This window comes from Geodermatophilus bullaregiensis (assembly GCF_016907675.1).
GTDB classification, from domain to species: Bacteria; Actinomycetota; Actinomycetes; order Mycobacteriales; family Geodermatophilaceae; genus Geodermatophilus; species Geodermatophilus bullaregiensis.
This window is the reverse complement of record NZ_JAFBCJ010000001.1, coordinates 1,885,833-1,909,372: the sequence shown is the minus strand read 5'-3', so window position 1 is coordinate 1,909,372 and position 23,540 is coordinate 1,885,833. Positions and strand designations below refer to the sequence as shown.

25 protein-coding genes are annotated in these 23,540 nt (G+C 76.3%); 19 read left to right on the top strand and 6 right to left on the bottom strand.

The window, feature by feature from the left end; all coding sequences use genetic code 11:
* The first annotated feature begins 2 nt into the window (after positions 1-2).
* The 6 genes from glmM to JOD57_RS08880 all read left to right on the top strand — a co-directional run bounded on the left by glmM (position 3) and on the right by JOD57_RS08880 (position 7,719).
* Entirely contained in the window at positions 3-1,346 is a 1,344-nt protein-coding gene (glmM, locus tag JOD57_RS08905; RefSeq protein WP_204691715.1) for a phosphoglucosamine mutase, read from the top strand.
* A gap of 151 nt (positions 1,347-1,497) precedes the next feature.
* Positions 1,498-3,366, top strand: a complete 1,869-nt coding sequence (gene glmS, locus JOD57_RS08900) for a glutamine--fructose-6-phosphate transaminase (isomerizing) (RefSeq protein ID WP_204691714.1) — start codon at positions 1,498-1,500, stop codon at positions 3,364-3,366.
* A 138-nt stretch (positions 3,367-3,504) separates the two neighbouring features.
* The gene (locus JOD57_RS08895) at positions 3,505-3,897 is read left to right on the top strand and encodes a holo-ACP synthase (protein ID WP_204691713.1); all 393 of its coding nucleotides are present in this window, start codon (positions 3,505-3,507) and stop codon (positions 3,895-3,897) included.
* Positions 3,894-5,357: an NAD(P)H-hydrate dehydratase gene (locus JOD57_RS08890; RefSeq protein ID WP_204691712.1), complete on the top strand. Its 1,464-nt coding sequence runs from the start codon at positions 3,894-3,896 to the stop codon at positions 5,355-5,357. Before JOD57_RS08895 ends, JOD57_RS08890 begins: the two co-directional genes overlap by 4 nt.
* Positions 5,354-6,493: an alanine racemase gene (gene alr / locus JOD57_RS08885; protein WP_204691711.1), complete on the top strand. Its 1,140-nt coding sequence runs from the start codon at positions 5,354-5,356 to the stop codon at positions 6,491-6,493. The genes JOD57_RS08890 and alr overlap by 4 nt, the downstream gene beginning before the upstream one ends.
* Complete coding sequence (locus tag JOD57_RS08880; protein WP_204691710.1) at positions 6,493-7,719, top strand: alpha/beta fold hydrolase; 1,227 nt, start codon at positions 6,493-6,495, stop codon at positions 7,717-7,719. The genes alr and JOD57_RS08880 overlap by 1 nt, the downstream gene beginning before the upstream one ends.
* A gap of 7 nt (positions 7,720-7,726) precedes the next feature.
* On the opposite strand, the gene JOD57_RS26200 is transcribed toward JOD57_RS08880, so the two are convergent.
* Positions 7,727-8,461 carry a TIGR04222 domain-containing membrane protein gene (locus JOD57_RS26200; protein WP_307824572.1) on the bottom strand — a complete coding sequence of 245 codons (735 nt, stop codon included), beginning with the start codon at positions 8,459-8,461 and terminating at the stop codon, positions 7,727-7,729.
* Between JOD57_RS26200 and JOD57_RS08870 the strand changes: the two genes are divergently transcribed.
* Both JOD57_RS08870 and tsaE read left to right on the top strand, forming a co-directional pair.
* The gene (locus tag JOD57_RS08870) at positions 8,394-9,035 is read left to right on the top strand and encodes a uracil-DNA glycosylase (protein ID WP_204691707.1); all 642 of its coding nucleotides are present in this window, start codon (positions 8,394-8,396) and stop codon (positions 9,033-9,035) included. The genes JOD57_RS26200 and JOD57_RS08870 overlap by 68 nt on opposite strands.
* A complete protein-coding gene (gene tsaE, locus JOD57_RS08865; protein WP_204691704.1) occupies positions 9,032-9,481 on the top strand; it encodes a tRNA (adenosine(37)-N6)-threonylcarbamoyltransferase complex ATPase subunit type 1 TsaE in 450 nt (149 codons plus the stop codon). The genes JOD57_RS08870 and tsaE overlap by 4 nt, the downstream gene beginning before the upstream one ends.
* Positions 9,482-9,485: 4 nt before the next feature.
* Here the strand turns inward: tsaE and JOD57_RS08860 are convergent, their stop codons facing one another.
* Positions 9,486-9,995: a GNAT family N-acetyltransferase gene (locus JOD57_RS08860; RefSeq protein ID WP_204691697.1), complete on the bottom strand. Its 510-nt coding sequence runs from the start codon at positions 9,993-9,995 to the stop codon at positions 9,486-9,488.
* Positions 9,996-10,058: 63 nt separating this feature from the next.
* Here JOD57_RS08860 and JOD57_RS08855 point away from each other — a divergent pair, with 63 nt between their 5' ends.
* From JOD57_RS08855 to tsaD, 5 genes are read left to right on the top strand one after another with little or no spacing between them, the layout of a single operon-like run.
* Positions 10,059-10,592, top strand: a complete 534-nt coding sequence (locus JOD57_RS08855) for a GNAT family N-acetyltransferase (protein ID WP_204691696.1) — start codon at positions 10,059-10,061, stop codon at positions 10,590-10,592.
* Positions 10,589-11,005 (top strand): NUDIX domain-containing protein, encoded by a 417-nt coding sequence (locus JOD57_RS08850; RefSeq protein WP_204691695.1) that lies wholly within the window; start codon positions 10,589-10,591, stop codon positions 11,003-11,005. The genes JOD57_RS08855 and JOD57_RS08850 overlap by 4 nt, the downstream gene beginning before the upstream one ends.
* Before the next feature lie 11 nt (positions 11,006-11,016).
* A complete protein-coding gene (tsaB, locus tag JOD57_RS08845; RefSeq protein ID WP_204691694.1) occupies positions 11,017-11,655 on the top strand; it encodes a tRNA (adenosine(37)-N6)-threonylcarbamoyltransferase complex dimerization subunit type 1 TsaB in 639 nt (212 codons plus the stop codon).
* The gene (gene rimI / locus JOD57_RS08840) at positions 11,652-12,101 is read left to right on the top strand and encodes a ribosomal protein S18-alanine N-acetyltransferase (protein WP_307824571.1); all 450 of its coding nucleotides are present in this window, start codon (positions 11,652-11,654) and stop codon (positions 12,099-12,101) included. The genes tsaB and rimI overlap by 4 nt, the downstream gene beginning before the upstream one ends.
* Complete coding sequence (gene tsaD, locus JOD57_RS08835; protein WP_204691689.1) at positions 12,098-13,132, top strand: tRNA (adenosine(37)-N6)-threonylcarbamoyltransferase complex transferase subunit TsaD; 1,035 nt, start codon at positions 12,098-12,100, stop codon at positions 13,130-13,132. Before rimI ends, tsaD begins: the two co-directional genes overlap by 4 nt.
* Here the strand turns inward: tsaD and JOD57_RS08830 are convergent.
* Positions 13,122-14,339 (bottom strand): class I SAM-dependent methyltransferase, encoded by a 1,218-nt coding sequence (locus JOD57_RS08830; protein ID WP_204691682.1) that lies wholly within the window; start codon positions 14,337-14,339, stop codon positions 13,122-13,124. The genes tsaD and JOD57_RS08830 overlap by 11 nt on opposite strands.
* A 182-nt stretch (positions 14,340-14,521) precedes the next feature.
* On the opposite strand from JOD57_RS08830, the gene groES reads away from it, so the two are divergent.
* Entirely contained in the window at positions 14,522-14,830 is a 309-nt protein-coding gene (gene groES, locus JOD57_RS08825; RefSeq protein ID WP_204691680.1) for a co-chaperone GroES, read from the top strand.
* Positions 14,831-14,987: 157 nt separating this feature from the next.
* On the top strand, positions 14,988-16,628 hold the full coding sequence (gene groL / locus JOD57_RS08820) for a chaperonin GroEL (protein WP_204691678.1): 1,641 nt from the start codon (positions 14,988-14,990) through the stop codon (positions 16,626-16,628).
* 135 nt (positions 16,629-16,763) lie between these two features.
* Here groL and JOD57_RS08815 read toward each other — a convergent pair whose 3' ends face one another.
* Complete coding sequence (locus JOD57_RS08815; protein WP_075013352.1) at positions 16,764-17,063, bottom strand: WhiB family transcriptional regulator; 300 nt, start codon at positions 17,061-17,063, stop codon at positions 16,764-16,766.
* Between the two features lie 244 nt (positions 17,064-17,307).
* Here JOD57_RS08815 and JOD57_RS08810 point away from each other — a divergent pair, with 244 nt between their 5' ends.
* Positions 17,308-18,039 carry a LuxR C-terminal-related transcriptional regulator gene (locus JOD57_RS08810; RefSeq protein WP_443667583.1) on the top strand — a complete coding sequence of 244 codons (732 nt, stop codon included), beginning with the start codon at positions 17,308-17,310 and terminating at the stop codon, positions 18,037-18,039.
* Positions 18,040-18,102: 63 nt separating this feature from the next.
* Here the strand turns inward: JOD57_RS08810 and JOD57_RS25285 are convergent, their stop codons facing one another.
* The gene (locus JOD57_RS25285) at positions 18,103-18,561 is read right to left on the bottom strand and encodes a GNAT family N-acetyltransferase (protein WP_204691677.1); all 459 of its coding nucleotides are present in this window, start codon (positions 18,559-18,561) and stop codon (positions 18,103-18,105) included.
* Positions 18,562-18,583: 22 nt separating this feature from the next.
* Positions 18,584-18,982, bottom strand: a complete 399-nt coding sequence (locus tag JOD57_RS08800; RefSeq protein WP_204691675.1) for a DUF5319 family protein — start codon at positions 18,980-18,982, stop codon at positions 18,584-18,586.
* Positions 18,983-19,191: 209 nt separating this feature from the next.
* Here JOD57_RS08800 and guaB point away from each other — a divergent pair, with 209 nt between their 5' ends.
* The 3 genes from guaB to guaA are packed head-to-tail and all read left to right on the top strand — an operon-like array spanning position 19,192 to position 23,426.
* Positions 19,192-20,709 carry an IMP dehydrogenase gene (gene guaB, locus JOD57_RS08795; protein ID WP_204691673.1) on the top strand — a complete coding sequence of 506 codons (1,518 nt, stop codon included), beginning with the start codon at positions 19,192-19,194 and terminating at the stop codon, positions 20,707-20,709.
* A gap of 3 nt (positions 20,710-20,712) precedes the next feature.
* Positions 20,713-21,864: a GuaB3 family IMP dehydrogenase-related protein gene (locus tag JOD57_RS08790; protein WP_204691665.1), complete on the top strand. Its 1,152-nt coding sequence runs from the start codon at positions 20,713-20,715 to the stop codon at positions 21,862-21,864.
* Positions 21,864-23,426, top strand: coding sequence for a glutamine-hydrolyzing GMP synthase (gene guaA, locus JOD57_RS08785; protein WP_204691663.1), 1,563 nt, complete (start codon positions 21,864-21,866; stop codon positions 23,424-23,426). The genes JOD57_RS08790 and guaA overlap by 1 nt, the downstream gene beginning before the upstream one ends.
* Positions 23,427-23,540 lie beyond the last annotated feature (114 nt).

Below are 23,540 nucleotides of genomic sequence, written 5' to 3'. Positions count from 1 at the left end.
CCGTGGGTCGCCTCTTCGGGACCGACGGCGTCCGGGGTCGGGCCAACGCCGACCTCACGCCGGAGCTGGCTCTCTCGGTGGCCCGCGCGGCCGCCGGCGTGCTCGCCGACCGCGACGGGACCGAGCGTCCCGTCGCGGTCGTCGGCCGCGACCCCCGCGCCAGCGGGGAGATGCTCGAGGCCGCCGTCGTGGCGGGCCTGGCGAGCGCGGGCGCCGAGGTGCTGCGCGTGGGCGTGCTGCCCACCCCGGCCGTCGCCTTCCTCACCGCCTCGACCGACGCCGACCTCGGCGTGATGATCTCGGCGAGCCACAACCCGATGCCCGACAACGGCATCAAGCTGTTCAGCCGCGGTGGCCACAAGCTGCCCGACGCGGTCGAGGCCGCCATCGAGCGCACCGTCCTCGCCGGTGACGGCGTCGGCCACCGGCCCACCGGGGCCGGCGTCGGCCGGGTCCGCGACCTCACCGGCGGCACCGAGGACTACGTCGCGCACCTGCTCGCGACGCTGCCGGTCCCCGTCCCGGGGCTGCGGCTGGTCGTCGACTGCGCGCACGGGTCCGCCGCCGCCTGCGCACCCGACGTCTACCGCCGTGCCGGCGCCGACGTCACCGTCATCGGTGGCGAGCCCGACGGCTGGAACATCAACGACGGCATCGGCTCCACCCACCTGGGCCCGCTGAAGGACGCGGTGCGCAGCCTGGGCGCGGACCTCGGCATCGCGCACGACGGCGACGCCGACCGCTGCCTGGCGGTCACCGCCGACGGCGAGGTCGTCGACGGCGACGCGATCCTCGCGGTGTGCGCGCTGGGCCTCAAGGAGCGCGGCGATCTGGCGCAGGACACCGTCGTCGCCACGGTGATGAGCAACCTGGGCTTCCACCACACGATGCGCGACGCCGGGATCGTGGTGCACACCACCGCGGTCGGCGACCGCTACGTGCTCGAGGCGCTGCGCGCCCGCGGGCTGAGCCTGGGCGGCGAGCAGAGCGGGCACCTGGTGTTCCTCGACCACGCCACCACCGGCGACGGCCTGCTGACCGGACTGTCGCTGCTCTCCCGCGTGCACGCCACCGGCGCGTCGCTCGCCGAGCTCGCCTCCGTGGTGGTGCGGCTGCCGCAGACCCTGGTCAACGTGCCGGTGCGCGACCGGATCGCCGTCGTCGAGAGCGACGAGGTGGCCGGCGCGGTCAACGCCGTCGAGGAGGAGCTCGGGGACGACGGCCGCGTGCTGCTGCGTCCCTCGGGCACCGAGCAGCTCGTGCGCGTCATGGTCGAGGCACCCACCCAGGAGCAGGCCGACGCCGTCGCCCAGCGCCTGGCCGCCGTCGTCGCCGCCGTCGACTGACGCGAGCACCGCCGTCGCCGCCGTCGACCGGTGCGGGCCGTCGTCCTCGCGGACGGCGCCGCCCGTGGTCCGTGGGACGGGAGGTGCCCGACTGTCGTGACACGGGCCGCGCAGGACGGATCGGTCCGCCACTGCCGGTAACCTCGGAGAGATGTGCGGCATCGTGGGATACGTCGGCTCGAAGGACGCCCTGGAGGTCGTCCTGGAGGGGCTGCGCCGGCTGGAGTACCGCGGGTACGACTCCGCCGGGGTGGCCGTCCGGGTCGACGGCGCGGCTGAGCTGAGCACGGCCAAGAAGGCGGGCAAACTGGCCAACCTGGAGAAGGTCCTGGCCGACTCACCGCTGCCGGCCTCGACGCTGGGGATCGGGCACACGCGGTGGGCCACCCACGGCGGCCCGACCGACCGCAACGCCCACCCGCACCTGTCCGCGGACGGGCGGGTCGCGGTCATCCACAACGGGATCATCGAGAACTTCGCCGCGCTGCGCGCCGAGTGCGAGGACGCCGGGATCGAGTTCCGCTCCGAGACCGACACCGAGGTCGCCGCGCACCTGCTGGTCCGCGCCTACGACGGGCTCCCGGCGGGTCCCGGCCGGCTGGCCGAGGCGCTGCGCGCGGTCAGCCGCCGGCTGGAGGGCGCGTTCACCCTCGTCGCCGCGCACGCCGACGAGCCCGACACGCTGGTCGCCTCGCGGCGCAACAGCCCGCTCGTGGTGGGCGTCGGCGACGGCGAGTACTTCCTCGGCTCCGACGTCGCGGCGTTCATCGCGCACACCCGCGAGGCCCGCGAGCTCGGCCAGGACCAGGTCGTCGAGATCGACCGCGCCCGCGGGCTCACCGTCACCGACTTCCACGGCACCACCGTCGAGCCGGTCGCCTACACCGTCGACTGGGACGCCGCCGCCGCCGAGAAGGGCGGCTTCGACTGGTTCATGCTCAAGGAGATCGCCGAGCAGCCGCAGGCGGTCGCCGACACCCTGCTCGGTCGGCTCGGCGACGACGGCCGGCTGCTGCTCGACGAGGTGCGGCTGTCCGACCAGGAGCTGCGCGACGTCGACAAGATCTTCGTCGTCTCCTGCGGCACCTCCTACCACGCCGGGCTGATCGCCAAGTACGCCATCGAGCACTGGACCCGCATCCCGGTCGAGGTCGAGGTGGCCAGCGAGTTCCGCTACCGCGACCCGGTGCTCGACCGCTCCACGCTGGTCGTCGTCATCAGCCAGTCCGGCGAGACGATGGACACGCTCATGGCGCTGCGGCACGCCCGCGACCAGAAGGCCCGCACGCTGGCCATCTGCAACGTCAACGGCTCGACCATCCCGCGCGAGTCCGACGCCGTCCTCTACACCCACGCCGGGCCGGAGGTCGCCGTCGCCTCCACCAAGAGCTTCCTGGCGCAGATCGTCGCCTGCTACCTGGTGGGCCTCGTCCTGGCCCAGATCCGCGGCATCAAGTACGCCGACGAGGTCGCCGCGATCGTCGCGGACATCCGCCGGCTGCCCGACGCGGTGGGCGTCGTGCTCGGCGAGATGGAGCCGGTCCGCGAGCTGGGCCGGTCCCTCGCCGACGCCGACACCATCCTCTTCCTCGGCCGCCACGTCGGGTACCCGGTGGCACTGGAGGGCGCGCTCAAGCTCAAGGAGCTCGCCTACATCCACGCCGAGGGCTTCGCCGCCGGCGAGCTCAAGCACGGCCCGATCGCGCTGATCGACCAGGGCACGCCCGTGGTGGTCGTCGTCCCGTCGCCACGCAGCCGGGAGTCGGTGCACGGCAAGGTCGTCTCCAACATCCAGGAGGTCCGTGCCCGCGGGGCGCGCACCATCGTGATCGCCGAGGAGGGCGACGAGGACGTCGTCCCGTACGCCGACCACGTGATCCGCGTGCCGCGCACGCCGACCCTGCTCGCGCCGGTGGTGACCACGGTGCCGCTGCAGGTGCTCGCCTGCGAGATCGCCGCCGCCCGCGGCTACGACGTCGACCAGCCGCGCAACCTGGCCAAGAGCGTCACCGTCGAGTGACGCGGGGCCGCGCCGGGATCAGGTGACCTGATCCCGGCGCGTCCTCCCCGACCGCCCACCGTCGGGGAGGACGCGCCGCGGTGGGGGAGGACGTGGGCCCGGACGGCGGACGCCGGGACCGGGCGGCAGACTGAGCGGGTGATCGTCGGGGTCGGGATCGACGTGGTCCCCGTGGCCCGGTTCGCCGAGTCGCTCACCCGCACCCCGGGCCTGCGCGACCGGCTGTTCACCGAGGCCGAGCAGCGGACGCCGTCGGGCGGCGATCGCAGCCCGGAGTCGCTGGCCGCGCGGTTCGCCGCCAAGGAGGCCCTGGCCAAGGCGCTCGGCGCCCCCGCGAGCCTGCGCTGGCACGACGCCGAGGTCGTCGTCGGCGAGCGCGGCCGGCCGCACCTCGACGTGCGCGGCAGCATCGCCGAGCGCGGAGCCGAGCTGGGGATCACCCGCTGGCACGTCTCGCTGAGCCACGACGGCGGGATCGCCTCCGCCGTCGTGATCGCCGAGAGCGGCATCGCACAGGGGAGGCGGCCGTGATCGGGCTGTCCACCGCCGCCGAGGTCCGCGCCGCGGAGGACGTCCTGCTGGCCCGCAGCCGCGAGGGCGCGCTCATGCAGCGGGCGGCCACCGGCCTGGCCACGGTCTGCCTGCGGCTGCTCGGCCGGGCGCACGGCGTGCGGGTCACCGCGCTGGTCGGCGGCGGCGACAACGGGGGTGACGCGCTGTTCGCCGGCGCGCACCTGGCTGCCCGCGGCGCCCGCGTGACCGCCGTCCTGCTCGACCCCGCCCGCGCGCACCCCGCCGGGCTCGCCGCGCTGCGCCGCGCCGGCGGCCGGGTGACCGGCCCCGAGGGCCCCGACGGGCTCGACCGCGCCGACCTGGTGCTCGACGGGATCGTCGGCATCGGCGGCCGCGGCGGGCTGCGGCCGGCCGCCGCGGCACTCGCCGAGCGGGCCGCGACGGGCCCGGGGCTGACCGTCGCCGTCGACGTGCCGAGCGGCGTGGACGCCGACACCGGCGCGGTCGAGGGGGCGGCGTTCCCGGCGCTGCACACGGTCACCTTCGGAGCGGTCAAGCCCGGTCTCGTCGTCGGCGACGGGCGGGGGTGCGCCGGCACCGTGCACCTGGTCGACATCGGCCTCGGCCCGCACCTGGCCCCCCCGCGGGCGCACCAGCTCACCGACGCCGACGTCGCCGCGCACCTGCAGCCCCCGGAGCCCGGCGACGACAAGTACTCCCGCGGCGTGGTCGGCGTCGTCGCCGGCTCGGCCACCTACCCGGGTGCGGCGGTGCTGTGCACCGGCGCGGCGCTGCGCACCCGCCCCGGCCTGGTCCGCTACGCCGGGACGGCCGGCGACGGCGTCCGCGCGGCCTGGCCCGAGACCATCGTCACCGACGGCCGCCCGGCCGACGCCGGGCGTGTGCAGGCCTGGGTGGCCGGCCCCGGCATGGGCACCGACGACGACGCCCGCCGCGTGCTGGCCGAGGTGCTGGCCACCGACCTGCCGGTGGTCGTGGACGCCGACGCGCTCACCATGGCCGCCCGCGAGCCCGGCCTCGTCCGCGGCCGCACCGCGCCCACGGTGCTCACCCCGCACGACCGCGAGTTCGAGCGGTTCGGCGTCCCGGTCGACGCCGACCGGATCGGCAGCGCCCGCCGGCTGGCCGCCGAGCTCGGCGCCGTCGTGCTGCTCAAGGGGGACGCCACCGTCGTCGCCGACCCCGGCGGGACGGCGTACGTCAACGCCACCGGCACCTCGGAGCTGGCCACCGCGGGCACCGGCGACGTGCTGGCGGGCATCCTCGGCGCGCTGCTGGCCGCCGGCACGCCCGCCGCGCGGACCGCCGCGGCCGCCGCCCACCTGCACGGCCGGACCGGGCAGCTGGCCGCCGAGCGCGGGCCGCTGGTCGCCAGCGACCTGGTGCGGCGGCTGCCGGAGGCGGTCGGCCGGGTGCGCGGGCCCAGCGGACCCGGCCTGCGAGACTCGGGGGCGTGAGCGAGCGAGCAGGCGGGGCCGAGGTGGTCGTCGACCTCGACGCGATCGCGGCCAACACCGCGGCACTGCGCGACCGGGTGGGCCGGCCGCTGATGGCGGTGGTCAAGGCCGACGGCTACGGGCACGGCCTGGTGCCCACCGCGCGGGCGGCGCTGGCCGGGGGAGCCGACGCACTGGGCGTCGCCGTGCTCGAGGAGGCCCTCGCCCTGCGGGCGGCCGGGATCACCGCCCCGGTGCTGGCCTGGCTGCACCGGCCCGGCACCGACTACGCCGCCGCGCTCACCGCCGACGTCGAGGTGTCGGTCAACGCCGGGTGGGCGCTGGCCGAGGTCGTCGAGGCCGCCCGCGCCACGGGCCGCCCCGCCCGGCTGCACCTGTGCGCCGACACCGGCCTGTCCCGCGAGGGCGCCCCCGAGGCCGCCTGGCCCGGGCTGGTCGACGCCGCGGCGCGGGCCCAGGCCGACGGGGACCTCACCGTGGTCGGCCTGTGGAGCCACATGGCCTACGCCGACGCGCCGACCCACCCCACGATCGGCGCGCAGGTGCGGGTGTTCGACGAGGCCGTGGCGATCGCCCGCCGGGCGGGGCTGACCGACGCCCGGCTGCACCTGGCCAACTCCGCGGCCACCGTCGCGCTGCCGGGGACCTGGTACGACATGGTCCGCCCGGGCATCGCCGTCTACGGCCTCGACCCGCTCGGCGGGGACCCCGCCGCACACGGGCTCCGGCCGGCGATGACCGTGCGCGCCGCGGCCGCGCTGACCAAGCGGGTGCCGGCCGGCGTCGGCGTCTCCTACGGGCACACCTACTCCCCGGAGCGCGAGACCACCCTGGTGCTCGTCCCCGTCGGCTACGCCGACGGCGTGCCGCGGGCCGGGGGCAACCGCGCGCCGGTGCTGGCCGCCGGCGCGCAGCGCACGATCGCCGGGCGCGTGTGCATGGACCAGTTCGTGCTCGACGTCGGCGACGCCGAGGTCGCGCCCGGTGACGAGGTCGTGCTGTGGGGCCCCGGGGACCGCGGGGAACCCACCGCGCAGCAGTGGGCCGACGCGGTCGACACCATCCACTACGAGCTGGTCACCCGGGTCGGCGGGCGCTTCACCCGCCGCTACGTCGGGACCGCGGGGGCGGTCTGATGGCCGCGTGGGGGAGGGCCGGGAAGCCGGCGACGCCGGCGCGGTCGGGGGTCGCCGACGCGCTGGCACGCCACCCGGTGGTCGGGGTCGCCGGGGCCGTCGTCGGCCTCGTGGCCGCGACGACGGCGGTCGGCGTCACGGTCGCGCGCATCGCCACCCGGCGGGTGCGCGCCGACCGGCTGGGCCCCGCCGGCGCCCTGCCCGAGGGCGCCAGCGACGCCGACCTGCGCGAGGACGACCCGCTCGGTGCCGCGTCACGCCGGGCCGACCGCACGGCGCTGGTGCAGGCCGACGACGGCGTGCTCCTGGCGGTGGAGGAGATCGGCCCGCTCGACGCGCCGCTGACCGTCGTCTTCGTGCACGGCTACACGCTGTCGATGGCGTCGTGGACCTACCAGCGGCGGTCCCTCGCCGCCACGCTGGCGACCGCCAACGGGCACCGTCCCGACGCCCGGCTGGTCTTCTACGACCAGCGCGGGCACGGCTCGTCCTCCCGTGGGCCCGCCGAGCACTCGACCGTCGAGCAGCTGGCCCACGACCTGGCCGCGGTGCTCGAGACGCGGGTGCCCGCGGGCCCGGTGGTCCTGATCGGGCACTCGATGGGCGGCATGACGATCATGGGCCTGGCCGACGTCGCCCCCGAGCTGTTCGGTACGAAGGTGGTCGGCGTCGCCCTCGTGTCGACGTCGAGCGGCAACCTCGCCGACCTCGACCTCGGCATGCCGGAGTTCCTGACCCGCGTGCGGGCCGCCGTCCTGCCGCTGGCGGCCTACACGATGCGGCGCCGGCCGGCCTTCGCCGAGCGCACCCGCAAGCTGGTCGCCGAGGTGGTCAGCGCCATCACCCGCTCGCTGTCGTTCGCCTCCGCCGACGTCGACCCGCGGCTGGGCCGCTACGTGGACGCGATGATCGCCGGCACGCCGGTCGACGTCATCGCGGAGTTCTACCCGGCGCTGACCGGCCTGGACGAGACCGGCGCGCTGGCGCCGCTGACGCGGGTGCCCGTCCTCGTGCTCACCGGCGACCAGGACAAGATGATCCCGAAGGCGCACAGCGACCTGCTCGTCGAGCACCTCGGGGGCGTGGCCGAGGGCAGGGTCGAGTACGTCGTCGTCCCACAGGCCGGTCACCTGGTGACGCTGGAGAAGCCCGACGAGGTGACCCGGGCGCTGACCGGGCTGCTGCGCCGGGTCGCCGCCGAGACCGCCGGCCGCCCGCAGGACTGAGGCCGGCTCAGCCGAGCCCCCCGCTCTGCGCCCGGGCGACGATCGCGTCCCGGGTCCGGTGGGCGGCCTGCCAGCCGTCGGCGAAGGACAGGTCCCACGGCGTCGTCCCGGCGCCGGGGAGCACGGGGTGGCGCGGCGGCTCGAACACCGCGGCGTGCAGCGCCGGGTCGGTCACCTGCTCGCGCCCGTCCAGCGCCACCCGGCGGACCAGGTCACCGGGACCGACGGCGGCCCGCAGCTCGCGCAGCAGCCGGCGGCCGGCCGCGGTGGGCCCGACCAGCCGGCCGAGCAGGCGCTCGTCGTGCAGCCGCCGCCCGATGCCGGCGACCCGCTGGTCGGCCAGGGCCCGCCAGTGCACCGTCTCCACCGAGCGCCGCCCGCGCCCGCCGACGGCGTCGAGGACGGCGGCCTCGACGGGGTGCCGGCGGCGCGGGTCGACGACCTGCAGCTCTCCCGGTGCGACCGCCCGGACCCGCCCGGTGGACGCCAGCGCCACCAGGGCGGTGTCCACGACCCGGTGCGGGCCGCCGGCGAGGAACGCGACGTCGTACACGTCCGGTTGCGGGGTCATGCCCACCACCTCCCGTGCGGGGGTCCTGGGGGAACGGTGACAGGCCGCGGCCCCGGACGGAAGCCCGCGGGCCGCACGCGCGCGGTCGCCGTAGGGTCGGGGTGTGGCCGCCCCCCGTCCGCCCCGGTCCGACGCCGTGACCGGAGCGGCGGCCGAGGAGGTCGCCCGCACCGCCGCGGCGGCCGCCGACTGGCCGGCGCTGGCGGCGGCCGCTGCGCCCTGCGTCGCCTGCCCCGAGCTGGCCGGCACCCGGCAGCACGTCGTCGTCGGCGACCCGCCGGCCAACGGCCGGGCCCGCTTCGCCCTCATCGGTGAGGCGCCCGGCGCGAACGAGGACCAGACCGGCCGGCCGTTCGTCGGGAAGTCGGGACAGCTGCTCGACCGGCTGCTCGCCGAGGCCGGGCTGGACCGCGCCGACGCCGCCGTCCTCAACATCGTGAAGTGCCGCCCACCGGGCAACCGGACGCCGAGGACGCCCGAGGTCGCCCGCTGCAGCGGCTGGCTGCGGCGCCAGCTGGAACTGCTCGACCCGCCGGTGGTGGTGGCCCTCGGGCTCTCGTCGGCCAAGTGGTTCCTCGGGCCGAGGACGGTGCTGGCCGAGGCCCGCGGCCGCCCGCACGACGTCCGCGGGCGCGCCGTGTGGGCCACCTACCACCCCTCGGCGGCCATCCGGTTCGGCCCGAACGGGGCGCCGCGCGCCGGGCTGCTGGCGGACCTCACCTCGGTGGCGGCGAGCCTGGCGTGAGGCGGGAACACGTCCTGCCCACGCCCGGGGACACCCGGGCACTGGGCGCCGCACTGGCCACCGTCGTCGGGCCCGGCGACCTCGTCGTCCTCACCGGCCCGCTCGGCGCCGGCAAGACCGCGCTCACCCAGGGGCTCGGCGCCGCCCTCGGGGTGACCGAGCCGGTCACCTCGCCGACGTTCGTCATCGCCCGCGTGCACCGCGGCGGGCGGCTGCCGCTGGTGCACGTGGACGCCTACCGGCTGGGGAGCGTCGCCGACGTCGACGACCTCGACCTCGACGCCTCGACCGAGGAGTCGGTGACCGTCGTCGAGTGGGGCGCCGGACTGGTCGAGCGGCTCGCCGACGAGCACCTGGAGGTGCGGCTGGACCGCCGCGACGACGACGTCCGCACCGCCGTCCTCGTGCCGCACGGCCCCGGCTGGGAGCAGCGGCTGGCCGGCTGACCGGTCACCCGGCCCAGCGCACCTCCCCGTCGCGCACCTCGGCGGTGGGCGCGAGCCCGCACCGCCGGGCCACCGCGCCCGAGGCGGCGTGGTCCGGGTGCACCCACGCGCCGAGGCGGACGACGCCCCGCGCGCGCAGCCGTCCGGCGACGGCGACCGCGGCCTCCGTCGCTAGCCCCCGGCCCTGGACGGCGGTGCCGACCAGCCAGGCGAGGTCCGCGGCGAGCACCCCGCCGCCCCGGGTGAGCGTGGCCTGGACGAACCCGGCGGCAGCGCCGGTGTCCCGCAGCCGCAGGACCCAGTCGAGCCAGCCCTGCGACCCGTCGGGGGAGGCGCCGGCGAGCTGGCGGGCGTGGCGGGCCCGCAGCCCGGCGAGTGTCGGTGGCGCGCCGCCGGTGAAGGCGTACAGCGCGGGGTCGGCCAGCACGGGGTGCAGCTCGGCCGCGTGCGCGGCGGCCAGCGGCTCCAGGCGCAGCCGCGGCGTCTCGACGGCGTCCGCGACCGGCCGGCGCACCGGGTCAGCGTCGCACGCCTCCCGGGCCGCGGTGGGCCGCGGTGGGCCGCTAGCGTCGCTGCCGTGCCCGTCCCCGCTGCACCGACGGCCGGGCCGCGGGTGGAGGTGGTCGCGCTCAGCGGCCCGGTGTTCGCGGCGCTGGCCGACGGCGACCTGACCGCGGCGAACGCGGCCGCACCTGTGCCGCTCCCGCCGTCGTTCGCCGGTCCGGAGTGGACGCCGGTGTGGCGCGTGCGCGCGGAGCAGGTGGCCGCCGACCCCGGCGCGGCCGGCTGGGTGACCGGCGTCGTGTGGGACCCCGACCGCCGGCTCGCCGTCGGCCGCGCCGGCTTCCACGGCCCACCCGACGCCCGCGGCGCGGTCGAGGTCGGCTACGCCGTCGTCCCCGAGCACCGGCGGCGCGAGTACGCGCGCGCGGCGCTGCGCGCCCTGCTCGACCGTGCCCGCCGCGAGCCCGGTGTGCGGGTGGTCCGGGTGTCGATCGCCCCGTCCAACGCCGCGTCGCGGGCGGTGGCGCTGCCGTTCGGCTTCCGCGAGGTCGGCCAGCAGGTCGACGAGGTCGACGGCGTCGAGACCGTGTCCGAGCTCGACCCGTGACCGCCCGCGTCCACCACGTCGTCGCCGGGGTCCTCGTCCGGGGCGACCGGGTCCTCCTGGGCCACCGGTCGCCGGCCCGCCGCTGGTACCCCGGCGTCTGGGACCTCCCCGGCGGCCACGTCGAGCCCGGCGAGGACGAGCTGACCGCGCTGGCCCGGGAGCTGCGCGAGGAGGTCGGCGTCGTCGTGGTGCAGGTGGACGCCGACCCCGTGGCCCGCATCGAGGACGGGGGGCTGCACCTGGCGCTCTACGCCGTCCGCGCGTGGGAGGGGGAGCCGCGCACCCTTCAGCCGGCCGAGCACGACGAGCTGCGCTGGGTGACGGCGGCCGAGGTCCGCGGGCTGGCGCTGGCCGACCCGTCCTACGTCCCCCTGGTCGAGCGGGTGACCGGTGCGGGTGCGCCCCCGGACTAACCTGGCCTCCCGTGCTCGTCCTCGCCCTCGACACCGCCACCCCGACGCTGGTCGCCGGGGTCGCCCGCCGCTCGGACGACGGGCGGGTCGAGGTCCTCGCCGAGCGGTCGCTGCCCTCGGGCAACCGGCACGCCGAGCTGCTGGTCCCCGCCGTGCGCGAGGTCCTGGCCGGGGCCGGGGTGGCGCTGGGCGACGTCGACGCCGTGGTCACCGGACTGGGGCCGGGGCCCTTCACCGGCCTGCGCGTCGGCGTGGTCACCGCGGCGGCGCTCGCCGACGCCCGGGGCGTCCCCGCCGTCGGCGTCTGCTCCCTCGACGCGGTCGGCGAGGGCGCCCGCACGGTGGTCACCGACGCCCGCCGCAAGGAGGTCTACTGGGCCGCCTACGACGCGGCCGGGGCGCGGGTGGACGGGCCGGGCGTCGTCCGCCCCGAGGACGCGCGGCTCACCGGTCCCCTCGTCGGCGACCCGCGGTTCGCCGAGCGGCTGGGCGCGCCGGTCACCCCCGCCGGGGTGACGACGGCCGGCCTGCTGCGCGCGGCGGCGGCGCCGCTGGCCGACCCCTCGTCCGCCGGCCCGCTGGTGCCGCTCTACCTGCGCCGCCCCGACGCCGTCCCGCCGACGTCGTTCAAGCCGGTGACGACCACGTGAGCGCGCGGCTGCGGCCGATGCGGCTGGGTGACCTCGACGCCGTCCTGGCGCTGGAGGAGGAGCTCTTCGCGCCCGACACCTGGACCCGCGCGATGTACCGCGACGAGCTGTCGCGTCCCGACACCCGGCACTACCTGGTCGCCGAGGACGGCGACGCGGTCGTCGGCTACGCCGGGCTGATCGCCTACGACGACGAGGCGCACGTGTCGACGATCGGTGTCGCCCGCGCGCGGCAGGGCGAGGGGATCGGCGCGCGGCTGCTCGACGCGCTGCTGGCCGAGGCCGACCGGCGCAGCCCGGTGGTGCTGCTCGAGGTCCGCGCCGACAACGAGCTGGCGCAGGGGCTCTACCGGCGGCGGGGGTTCACCGAGATCGGCCGGCGCCCGCGCTACTACCAGCCGAGCGGGACGGACGCGGTCGTGATGAGGCGGGAGCTGCTGCGGTGAGCGAGCCACTGGTGCTGGGGTTCGAGACCTCCTGCGACGAGACCGGGGTCGGCGTCGTCCGCGGGCAGACGCTGCTGGCCGACGCGCTGGCCACGTCGGTGGCCGAGCACGAGCGCTTCGGCGGCGTGGTGCCCGAGATCGCCTCGCGGGCGCACCTGGAGGCGATGGTCCCGACCGTGCACCGCGCGCTGGCCGACGCCGGCGTGCGCGCCTCCGACGTCGACGCGGTCGCGGTCACCGCCGGTCCCGGGCTCACCGGCGCGCTGCTGGTGGGCCTGGCCGCGGCCAAGGCCTACGCGCTGGCGCTGGACAGGCCGCTGTACGGGGTCAACCACCTGGCCGCGCACGTCGCCGTCGACGAGCTGCAGCACGGCCGGCTGGCCGAGCCGTCGCTGGCGCTGCTGGTCTCCGGCGGCCACAGCTCGCTGCTGCTCGTGCCCGACCTCGCCCGCGAGGTGACCTCGCTGGGCCGCACGATCGACGACGCCGCCGGCGAGGCCTTCGACAAGGTCGCCCGCGTGCTGGGCATGCCGTTCCCGGGCGGCCCGCCGATCGACCGCGCCGCCCGCGACGGCGACGCCTCGGCCATCGACTTCCCCCGCGGGCTCACCGGCCCCCGCGACGCCCCCTACGACTTCTCCTTCTCCGGGCTGAAGACCGCCGTCGCGCGCTGGGTCGAGGCCCGGCGGGAGACCGGCGAGCCGGTGCCGGTGGCCGACGTCGCGGCGTCGTTCCAGGAGGCGGTCGCCGACGTGCTCACCGCCAAGGCCGTGCGCGCCTGCCGCGAGCACGGGGTCGGCCACCTGGTGCTCGGCGGGGGAGTGGCGGCCAACTCGCGGCTGCGCGCGCTGGCCGAGGAGCGCTGCGCCGCCGCCGGGATCGTGCTGCGGGTGCCCAGCCCCCGGCTGTGCACCGACAACGGTGCGATGGTCGCCGCGCTCGGGTCCCGGCTGGTCGAGGCCGGCGTCGCGCCGTCGGCTCCCGACCTCGGTGCGGACAGCTCGCTGCCCGTCGACGTCGTCACCCGCTGACGTCGCACACCAGGGCGGTCGGGGCGCCGGCGACCCGGGTGACGACGACGACCGCGGTCCCCGTGCCGGGGCCGCGCAGCTGGCGGGCGAGCGTCTCCGGCTCGATCGCCGACCCGCGCTTCTTCACCACCACGCGACCGACGCCCCGGGCCCGCAGCAGCGCCCGGAGCCGCTTGAGGTGGAACGGCAGCACCTCGTCGACCCGGTACGAGCTGACCCAGGGGCTCGCGGCCCGGTCGTCGGAGGTCAGGTAGGCGATCGTCGGGTCGACCAGCGTGGCGCCCAGCTCGGCGGCCACCAGGGACACCAGCCCCGACCGGATGACGGCGGGGTCGGGCTCGTGCAGCCAGGCACGCACCGGGCCGGCGTCGGCCGGGCCGGGGTCGGCGTCGGCGGTCAGCTCGTGCGCCGTCCCGTCCCGGACGACGGTCGCCCGCCGCCACGTCGCCGACACCCCGCGGCCCCACAGCAGTGCCTCGACGATCGACCCGCGCACCGACACCCACTCGGCCTCGACGCCCTCGGGGACGCGGTCGTGGTCCAGCCCCGGCGCCACCTTGACCACCGCGCGCGGGACCCGGTCGAGCAGCGTGGTGACCGTGGGCCAGGGCGGGGACCAGCGGTCGGGGTCGAGCTGCCGCCGTCCGCCGGCCCGCCGGGCGGGGTCGAGGACGGCGGCGCCGCAGCCGGCCACCTCGCCTCCGCGGGCGGCGTCGACCAGCTCGACGACGTCGCCGGCGACCACCCACACGTCGTCGTCCACCCCGAGGGCGGCCGCGTTGGCGGCGGTCAGCTCCCGCGCCACCGGGTCGCGGTCGACGGCGAGCACCCGCGCGCCGGCCCGGGCCAGGGCGACGGTGTCGGTGCCGGCCGCGCAGCCGAGGTCGGCGGCGGAGTCGGTGCCGTCGGCCAGCAGCCGGGCGGCGCGGCGGGCGGCGAGCTCGGGGCGGCCGGCCTGCTCGAGGGTGTCGGCGGTGAGGAACAGGACCTCGGCGTCGGCGCCGAACACCGGGCGCGCGCGGGCGCGCAGCCGGGCCAGCTCCCAGGCCGGGCCGGCCAGCTCCGGGCCCACCTCCGCGCGCAGCCGGGCCACGCCGGCGAGCACGTCGGCGCCCTCGGCGAGCAGCGCCGCGGCACGGGCCGTGGCCGCCGTCCCGGCCGGGGTGCGCAGCGCCGTCAGCTGCGCGGGGGCGGCGTCGTCGGGCACCCGGACAGCCTCCACCCGCGGCCGTCCCGCCTCACCGGTGACCCGGTTGAGTGGCTGGCACTCTCGTGGGTAGAGTGCCAACCGACACGGGTCGGCGCCTGACCCCCGCGACGGCAGGCCCAGGCCTCGTGCCACAACGTGCAAGTCCACCCGCCGTCCGATCCCGAAGGGGGCGTCACCTCGTGACGACCGCTACCAAGGTCACCATCAAGCCGCTCGAGGACCGCGTCGTGGTCCAGGCCAACGAGGCCGAGACCACCACCGCCTCCGGTCTGGTCATCCCGGACACCGCCAAGGAGAAGCCGCAGGAGGGCACGGTCATCGCCGTGGGCCCCGGCCGCGTCGACGACAACGGCAACCGCGTCCCGCTCGACGTCAACGTCGGCGACGTCGTCATCTACTCGAAGTACGGCGGCACCGAGGTCAAGTACGCCGGCGAGGAGTACCTGGTGCTCTCCGCCCGTGACCTGCTCGCCGTCGTGGAGAAGTAGTAGGAGGACCATCTCTCCCCCCACGCCTCGCAGGCTCGGCGCGGGACCCTGGGAGATGGCCGTTCCAGCACGTCACGTCCGCCCCGGCGACCCGTCCTGACCGGGTCCCGGGGCGGTCGTCGTCCCACCCCGTGCACCCTCTGATCGGAAGGGCCCCATGGCCAAGATCATCAAGTTCAACGAGGACGCCCGCCGCGCGCTCGAGCGCGGCGTGGACAAGCTCGCCGACGCGGTCAAGGTGACCCTCGGCCCGCGCGGTCGCAACGTCGTCCTCGACAAGAAGTTCGGCGCGCCGACCATCACCAACGACGGCGTGACCATCGCCCGTGAGGTCGAGCTCGAGGACCCCTACGAGGACCTCGGCGCGCAGCTGGCCAAGAGCGTGGCCACCAAGACCAACGACGTCGCCGGTGACGGCACCACCACCGCGACCGTGCTGGCCCAGGCACTGGTCAAGGAGGGCATGCGCAACGTCGCCGCCGGCGCCAACCCGATGGCGCTCGGCCGTGGCGTGCGGGCCGCCGTCGACGCGGTGCACGCCGCCCTCGACGAGGCCGCCATCCCGGTCGACGACCAGCAGGCCATCGCCGGCGTCGCCACCATCTCCGCGCAGGACGCCGAGGTCGGCCAGCTGATCGGCGAGGCGATGGAGAAGGTCGGCAAGGACGGCGTCATCACCGTCGAGGAGAGCAACACCCTCTCCACCGACCTCGACGTCACCGAGGGCGTGCAGTTCGACAAGGGCTACCTCTCGCCGTACTTCGTCACCGACCAGGAGGCGATGGAGGCCGTCCTCGACGACGCCCTCGTCCTGCTGGTGCAGGGCAAGGTCGGCGCCCTGGCCGACCTGCTCCCGCTGCTGGAGAAGGTGCTCGGCTCCGGCGCCCGCCCGCTGCTGATCGTCGCCGAGGACGTCGAGGGCGAGGCGCTGTCCACCCTCGTCGTCAACTCGATCCGCAAGACGATCAAGGTCGTCGCGGTCAAGTCGCCCTACTTCGGCGACCGCCGCAAGGCCTTCATGACCGACCTGGCGATCGTCACCGGCGGCCAGGTGGTCAGCGAGGACGTCGGCCTCAAGCTCGACCAGGTCGGCCCCGAGGTGCTCGGCACCGCCCGCCGCGTCACGGTCGACAAGGACACCACCACGATCGTCGACGGCGGCGGCACCGGTGAGGCGATCAACGACCGGATCGCGCAGATCCGCCGCGAGATCGAGTCCACCGACTCCGACTGGGACCGCGAGAAGCTGCAGGAGCGGCTGGCCAAGCTGGCCGGCGGTATCGGCGTCATCCGGGTCGGCGCGGCCACCGAGGTCGAGCTCAAGGAGCGCAAGCACCGCATCGAGGACGCCATCTCGGCCACCCGCGCGGCGGTCGAGGAGGGCGTCGTCCCCGGTGGCGGCTCCGCGCTGGTGCACGCCGCCGCGGCGATCGACGCGCTGGACCTCTCCGGTGACGAGCTGACCGGCGCCCGGCTGGTCCGCGCAGCGCTCGACGCCCCGCTGGTCCGCATCGCCGAGAACGCCGGTTTCGAGGGCCGCGTGGTGGCCAGCAAGGTCCGCGAGCTGGGCGCCGGCAACGGCTTCAACGCCGCGACCGGCGAGTACGGCGACCTGGCCGCCCAGGGCGTCATCGACCCGGTCAAGGTCACCAAGGCCGCGCTGGGCAACGCCGCGTCGATCGCGGCGATGGTGCTGACCACCGACTCCGCCGTCGTCGAGGCACCGGAGGAGGAGGACCACGCGGCGGCCGGGCACCACACCCACGGCCACTCGCACGGTCACGGCCACAGCCACTGAGCACAGACCCCTGCCCCCACCGCGCGCGGGCTCGCGGTGGGGGCAGGGGAGCCCGGTGAGACGAGAAGGGCCGGTCCAGCAGCTGCTGGACCGGCCCTTCTCGGTGTCTCCGTGGGGTCCGCCGACCCCGGTGGCTCAGACCCCGGCGGCGACGGCGGCGGGCTCCGCGGCGATCAGCCGGGCCCGCTCCTCCTCGCTCATGCCGCCCCACACGCCATAGGGCTCGCGGACGCTGAGCGCGTGCTTGAGGCAGGCCTCGACGACCGGGCACTTGCCGCACACGGCCTTGGCCGCGGCCTGCCGACGGGCGCGGGCGGGGCCGCGCTCGCCGTCGGGGTGGAAGAACAGGGCCGTGCTCTCGCCACGGCAGGCGCCGTGCAGCTGCCAGTCCCAGACCTCGGCAACGGGCGTGGGCAGGCGGCGGATGTCGGCCATCTGGGTCCTCCTCGGCTCGGTGCGAGCCGGAGGGGGCGGTCCGGCTGCATGGGGGCCGGTGCCCGAGGGTCGGTGGGGTCAAACACGACCGGATCCGACATTTTGCCGGTCGTCGTCTCCCTCCGCAGGGTGAGCACGGCTGTTGCCGCTCCCGACGGTCGCTCATGGTGGCTGCAGGCCGCGCCGTTCCCCGGGTCGAGTGACCCGAACGCCCTGCACGGCCGGGGGAAGACGAGGAGTCAGCGTGATCGACGACAGGATGCGCGGTCCGGGCCACGGGGTCACGACCGTGTGGGTGTACGACGAGCGCCGCCGTGTCCGCGACGACGTCGCCGCCCGCCTCGTGGCCCTGCCCTTCGTGGGGCGGGTCGAGGTCGTCGGTGACGCGCCCGCGCTGGTGCAGCGGCTGGCCACCCGGCAGCCCGACGTGCTGCTGGTCGGCACGCAGCGCGCGGTCGACACCGGCCTGACCGTGGCCACCCAGGTGCTGCGGGCCCACCCCGGCGTCCCGGTGCTGCTGCTCGGCGCGCCGGACGACGCCGAGACGGTGCGCGCCGCGGTCGCCGTCGGTGCCCGCGGGTACCTGCGCTGGGACGCCAGCGCCCTGGAGATGGGCCTGGGCCTGTCGCGGGTGGGACTGCGGGCCGACGGCCGCCCGCCGCAGCCGGCCGCCCCCGTGCCACTGGCCTCGATCGGGGCGCCGGCCCCCAACTGGGCCACCCCGCTCAACGGCGCCGGCCCGCGGGCGGTGAGCACGACGGTCCGCGAGACGGCGCCGCCGGTCGCGCTGTCGATGCGCGAGATGCAGGTGCTGACCGGCATGAGCCAGGGCAAGAGCAACGCCCAGATCGGCCGCGAGCTCTACCTGTCCGAGGACACCATCAAGACCCACGCCCGCCGGCTGTTCCGCAAGCTCGGCGCCAAGGACCGCGCCGAGGCGGTGGCCACCGGCTTCCGCCGGGGCATGATGAGCTGAGCGGGACGACGACCCGCTGAGGGGCCCCTCCGACCGTCGGAGGGGCCCCTCAGCACGTTCTCGTCAGGTCCCGCGTGGGGCCCGGTAGGCGCGCAGCAGCGGCCGGTGCCCGGCGGGCGTCGTCCAGTCGGCGGGCCGGGTCCCCACCAGGGACCACCCGAGCCGCTCGTACAGCGCGATCGCCGGCGCCGCGTCGGCCACGACGTCGAGGACCAGTGCGACGTCCTCCGCGGCGGCCCGTGCGGCGGCCTCGGCGAGCAGCGCGGTCCCCAGGTGCCGGCCCCGCGCGTCCGGCGCGACGAAGAACCGGCTGACGGCGGCCCGTCCGCCCGGCTCGCGGACCACGGCCAGGTGACCGGCGACGGCGCCGTCCCGGGCGGCGACCCACGCCGACGCCGTCCCCTCGGGGTCCGGCCAGGCGGCCGGGTCGGCCGGCCAGCGGGACGGGTGGCCGTCGGCGGCGTGCACGGCCCCCAGGACCCGGACGGCGCCCGTCAGGTCCCGGGCGGTGCGCCGGCGCACGGTGACCTGCGCCGGCCGGCCCTCACTCCTCGCGGGCGTGCTTGCCGCCGCGCTGGGAGCCGGTGGGCTCGTCGCGCTCGGCCATCGCGGCCACCCCGTCGGCGTAACCGCTGGCGTAGTCCCAGCTCACGTAGTCGGCCGGGTCGGGGTCGAACGGCGGCTCGTGCCGGCCGGTCTGGCCCTCCTCGAGCAGCTGGCGCAGGTTGGCCTGCATCAGCGCCCAGTCGACGTGGTGCTCCTCGTCGCAGTCGGGGCAGTCGACGACGATGCCCTTGATGCCGGTGGGCTCGAGCAGCGTGCGGAAGACCTCGAGCTCGGCCAGGTCGTCGAGGACGCCGGCCCGCTCCTCCATCGACAGCGGTGGCGGGTCCGCCGGCGAGGAGCCGAAGTCGGGCCCCGGGGAGTCGTCGAAGGGGCTCACGGTGCCTCCTCCCACGCGCCGGCGGCGCTGTCGCTCCTGCAGGCGCGCGGGCTCGCGCGTCCGGGGGCCCACGGTAGTCGCCCCCGCCGACGCATCTCACGCCCAGCGCCCCCTGCGGCGTCCCGGCCGCGCACGGCCGCGGCCTACGATCGGGGGGTTCCCGTGCGCCCGGCCGGGGGCACGCCCGACGGAGAGGGTGGCGGCATCCCATGCAGCCCGACGACCGCGTCCCCGAGCTCCCGGCGAAGTTCGCCCCGCTCGGCCTGACCTACGACGACGTCCTGCTCATCCCCGGTGAGTCCGACGTCGTCCCGGCCGAGGTCGACACGAGCAGCCGGCTCACCCGCGGCATCCGGCTGGCCGTGCCGCTGCTCTCCAGCGCCATGGACACCGTCACCGAGGCCCGCATGGCGATCGCCATGGCCCGCATCGGCGGTGTGGGGATCCTGCACCGCAACCTCGCCGCCGAGGAGCAGGCCGGCCAGGTCGACCTGGTCAAGCGCTCCGAGGCCGGGATGGTCACCAACCCGGTCACCTGCTCGCCGGACAACACGCTGGCCGAGGTCGACGCCCTGTCGGCCCGCTACCGCATCTCCGGCGCCCCGGTGGTCGACGACGAGGGCGTGCTGCTCGGCATCGTGACCAACCGCGACATGCGCTTCGAGACCGACCAGCACCGGCTCGTGCGCGACGTCATGACGCCGATGCCGCTGGTCACCGCGCCGGTCGGGGTCGACGTCGACACCGCGCTGCAGCTGCTCTCGCAGCACAAGATCGAGAAGTTGCCGATCATCGACGACGCCGGGCGGCTGCGCGGCCTGATCACGGTCAAGGACTTCGTCAAGCGCGACCAGTACCCGAACTCGACCAAGGACGCCGACGGCCGGCTGGTCGTCGGCGCCGCGCTCGGCGTGGGCGAGGACGCCTACAAGCGGGCCGGCCTGCTGGTCGACGCCGGTGTCGACGTGCTCGTCGTCGACACCGCGCACGGCCACCAGCGGGCCGTCCTCGACATGGTCGCGCGCGTGAGGGGCGACTTCGGCGGCGACGGCGGCGTGCAGGTGGTCGGCGGCAACGTCGCCACCCGCGCCGGTGCGCAGGCGCTCGTCGACGCCGGCGTGGACGCGGTGAAGGTCGGCGTCGGCCCCGGCTCGATCTGCACCACCCGCGTGGTCGCCGGCGTCGGCGTCCCCCAGGTCACCGCCGTCTACGAGGCGAGCCTGGCCGCCCGGCCGGCCGGTGTCCCGGTCATCGCCGACGGCGGCCTGCAGTACTCCGGCGACATCGCCAAGGCCCTGGTGGCCGGCGCGGACACGGTGATGATCGGCGGGTTGTTCGCCGGGGTCGAGGAGGCCCCGGGTGAGCTGGTGTTCATGAACGGCAAGCAGTTCAAGACCTACCGCGGCATGGGCTCGCTGGGCGCGATGCAGAAGCGGGGCAACCAGTCCTACAGCCGCGACCGGTACTTCGCCGACGACGTGCTCTCCGACGACAAGCTCGTCCCCGAGGGCATCGAGGGCCAGGTGCCCTACCGGGGCGCGCTGGCCACCGTGGCCCACCAGCTCGTCGGCGGGCTGCGCGCGTCGATGGGCTACGCGGGCGCGGCCACCGTCGCCGACCTGCAGGAGCGCGGCCGGCTCACCCGGATCACGACGGCGGGCCTGACGGAGAGCCACCCGCACGACATCCAGATGACCGTCGAGGCCCCGAACTACCGGGGGCGGTGAGCCGTGCCCGCGCGTGACACCGTCGAGATCGGCCTCAACCGCTTCGCCCGCCGTGGCTACGACCTCGACGAGGTCTCGATCGTCCCGTCCCGCCGCACCCGCGACGTCGACGACGTCTCCACGGCCTGGCAGATCGACGCCTTCCGGTTCGACATCCCGCTGGTGACCAGCCCGAGCGACGCCGTCGTCAGCCCGGCCACGGCGATCGCCGTCGGGCAGGCCGGCGGGCTCGGCGTGCTCAACGCCGAGGGGCTGTGGACCCGCTACGACGACCCGCTGCCGGTCTACCGGCAGCTGCGCGAGGCGGCCGCCGAGGCGCCCCCGCCGGTGTCCCTGCTGCAGCAGGTCTACGCCCAGCCGGTGGAGCCGGACCTGATCGGCGCGCGGATCAAGGAGATGCGCGACGCCGGGGTCACCACGGCGGTCCGGGTCTCCCCGCAGCACACGCTGCAGCTCGCGCCGGCCGTGCTCGCCGCCGGGGTCGACCTGCTGGTCATCCAGGGCACGATCGTCTCCGCCGAGCACGTGACCACCCAGGGCGGTGCGCTCAACCTCAAGGAGTTCATCGCCGACCTCGACGTCCCGGTGATCGTCGGCGGCGCGGCGAACTACCAGACCGCGCTGCACCTCATGCGCACCGGCGCGGCCGGCGTGATCGTCGGTGTCGGGGCCGACAGCTTCTCCACCGGCGACGCCGTCATGGGCATCCGGGTGCCGCTGGCCAGCGCCATCGCCGACGCCGCGGCCGCCCGCCGCGACTACCTCGACGAGACCGGCGGCCGGTACGTGCACGTCATCGCCAACGGCCGGATCGAGACCAGCGGGTCGATCGCGCGGGCGCTGGCCTGCGGTGCCGACGCCGTCCAGATCGGGGAGCCGCTGCGCACCGCGCGCGAGGCCCCGGCCGGCGGCGTCTGGTGGGACTCGGTGGCCGCCCACCCGCGGCTGCCGCGCGGCGGGACCTCGGCGCCGGTGCCGGCCGCCGGGACGCTCGAGCAGGTGCTGCTCGGCCCCGCCGAGACCGCCGACGGCCGCACCAACCTCTTCGGTGCGCTGCGCCGCACGATGGCCAAGACCGGGTACCGCGACCTGAAGGAGTTCCAGCGCGTGGACCTGGTGATCGGCGGCAGCCCGACCGACACCGGGACCGGCTGATGGACTTCCCGACCGTCCTCGTCGTCGACTTCGGCGCCCAGTACGCCCAGCTCATCGCGCGGCGGATCCGGGAGGCCGGGGTCTACTCCGAGATCGTCCCCTCCGACGTCCCGGCCGAGCAGATCGTCGCCCGCAAGCCGGCTGCGATCGTGCTGTCCGGTGGGCCGTCCAGCGTCTACGCCGAGGACGCCCCGCGGATCGACCCCGCGCTGTTCGAGGGCGGGGTGCCGGCCTTCGGCATCTGCTACGGCTTCCAGGCGATGGCCCAGAGCCTCGGCGGCACCGTCGCCCGCACCGGCGACCGGGAGTACGGCGGCACCCCGCTGACGGTCACCACGCAGGGCCGGCTGTTCGGGTCGCTGCCGGTCGAGCAGTCGGTGTGGATGAGCCACGGGGACGCCGTCAGCGCGCCACCGCCCGGGTTCACCGTCACCGCCACCTCCAGCGGCGCGCCGGTCGCGGCCTTCGAGGACGTCGACCGCCGGCTCGCCGGGGTGCAGTTCCACCCCGAGGTGCGGCACACCGCCCACGGGCAGACGGTGCTCGAGCACTTCCTGTTCGACATCGCCGGCCTCGAGCCCACCTGGACGATGGCCAACGTCGTCGAGGAGCAGGTCGAGCGGATCCGCGTGCAGGTCGGCGAGGGCCGGGCGCTGTGCGCGCTGTCGGGCGGCGTCGACTCCGCCGTGGCCGCCGCGCTCGTGCAGCGGGCCATCGGCGACCGGCTGACCTGCGTCTACGTCGACCACGGGCTGATGCGCGAGGGCGAGACCGAGCAGATCGAGCGGGACTTCGTCGCCGTCACCGGTGTGGACCTGCGCGTGGTCGACGCCCGCGAGCAGTTCCTCTCCGCGCTGGCCGGCATCTCCGACCCCGAGGAGAAGCGCAAGACGATCGGCCGGGAGTTCATCCGGGTCTTCGAGCAGGCGGCACTCGACGTCGTCGGCGACGCCGAGGAGCACGGGGAGTCGGTGGACTTCCTCGTCCAGGGGACGCTGTACCCCGACGTCGTCGAGTCCGGCGGCGGCACCGGGACGGCGAACATCAAGAGCCACCACAACGTCGGCGGCCTGCCCGAGGACCTCACCTTCACCCTCGTCGAGCCGCTGCGGACGCTGTTCAAGGACGAGGTGCGCGAGGTCGGCCTGCAGCTCGGGCTCCCCGGGTCGATGGTGTGGCGCCAGCCGTTCCCGGGGCCGGGGCTGGGCATCCGCATCGTCGGCGAGGTGACCCAGGAGCGGCTCGACGTGCTGCGCCGGGCCGACGCGATCGTCCGCGCCGAGCTGACCGCCGCCGGCCTGGACCGCGAGATCTGGCAGTGCCCGGTGGTGCTGCTGGCCGACGTCCGCTCGGTCGGCGTCCAGGGCGACGGGCGCACCTACGGCCACCCCGTCGTGCTGCGCCCGGTGTCCAGCGAGGACGCCATGACCGCCGACTGGACCCGCCTGCCCTACGACCTGCTGGCGCGCGTCTCCACCCGCATCACCAACGAGGTGCCCGAGGTCAACCGCGTCGTCCTGGACGTGACCAGCAAGCCCCCGGGCACCATCGAGTGGGAGTAGCGGGAGGACCCCGCTGCCCCACGCCTCCCAGGTCCGGCGGGGACCCCGCAGCGGGCCGTGGGTGCATGCACGCCTGCTGCCATGCATCCATGGCCCAGCTCACCGTGCGCACCA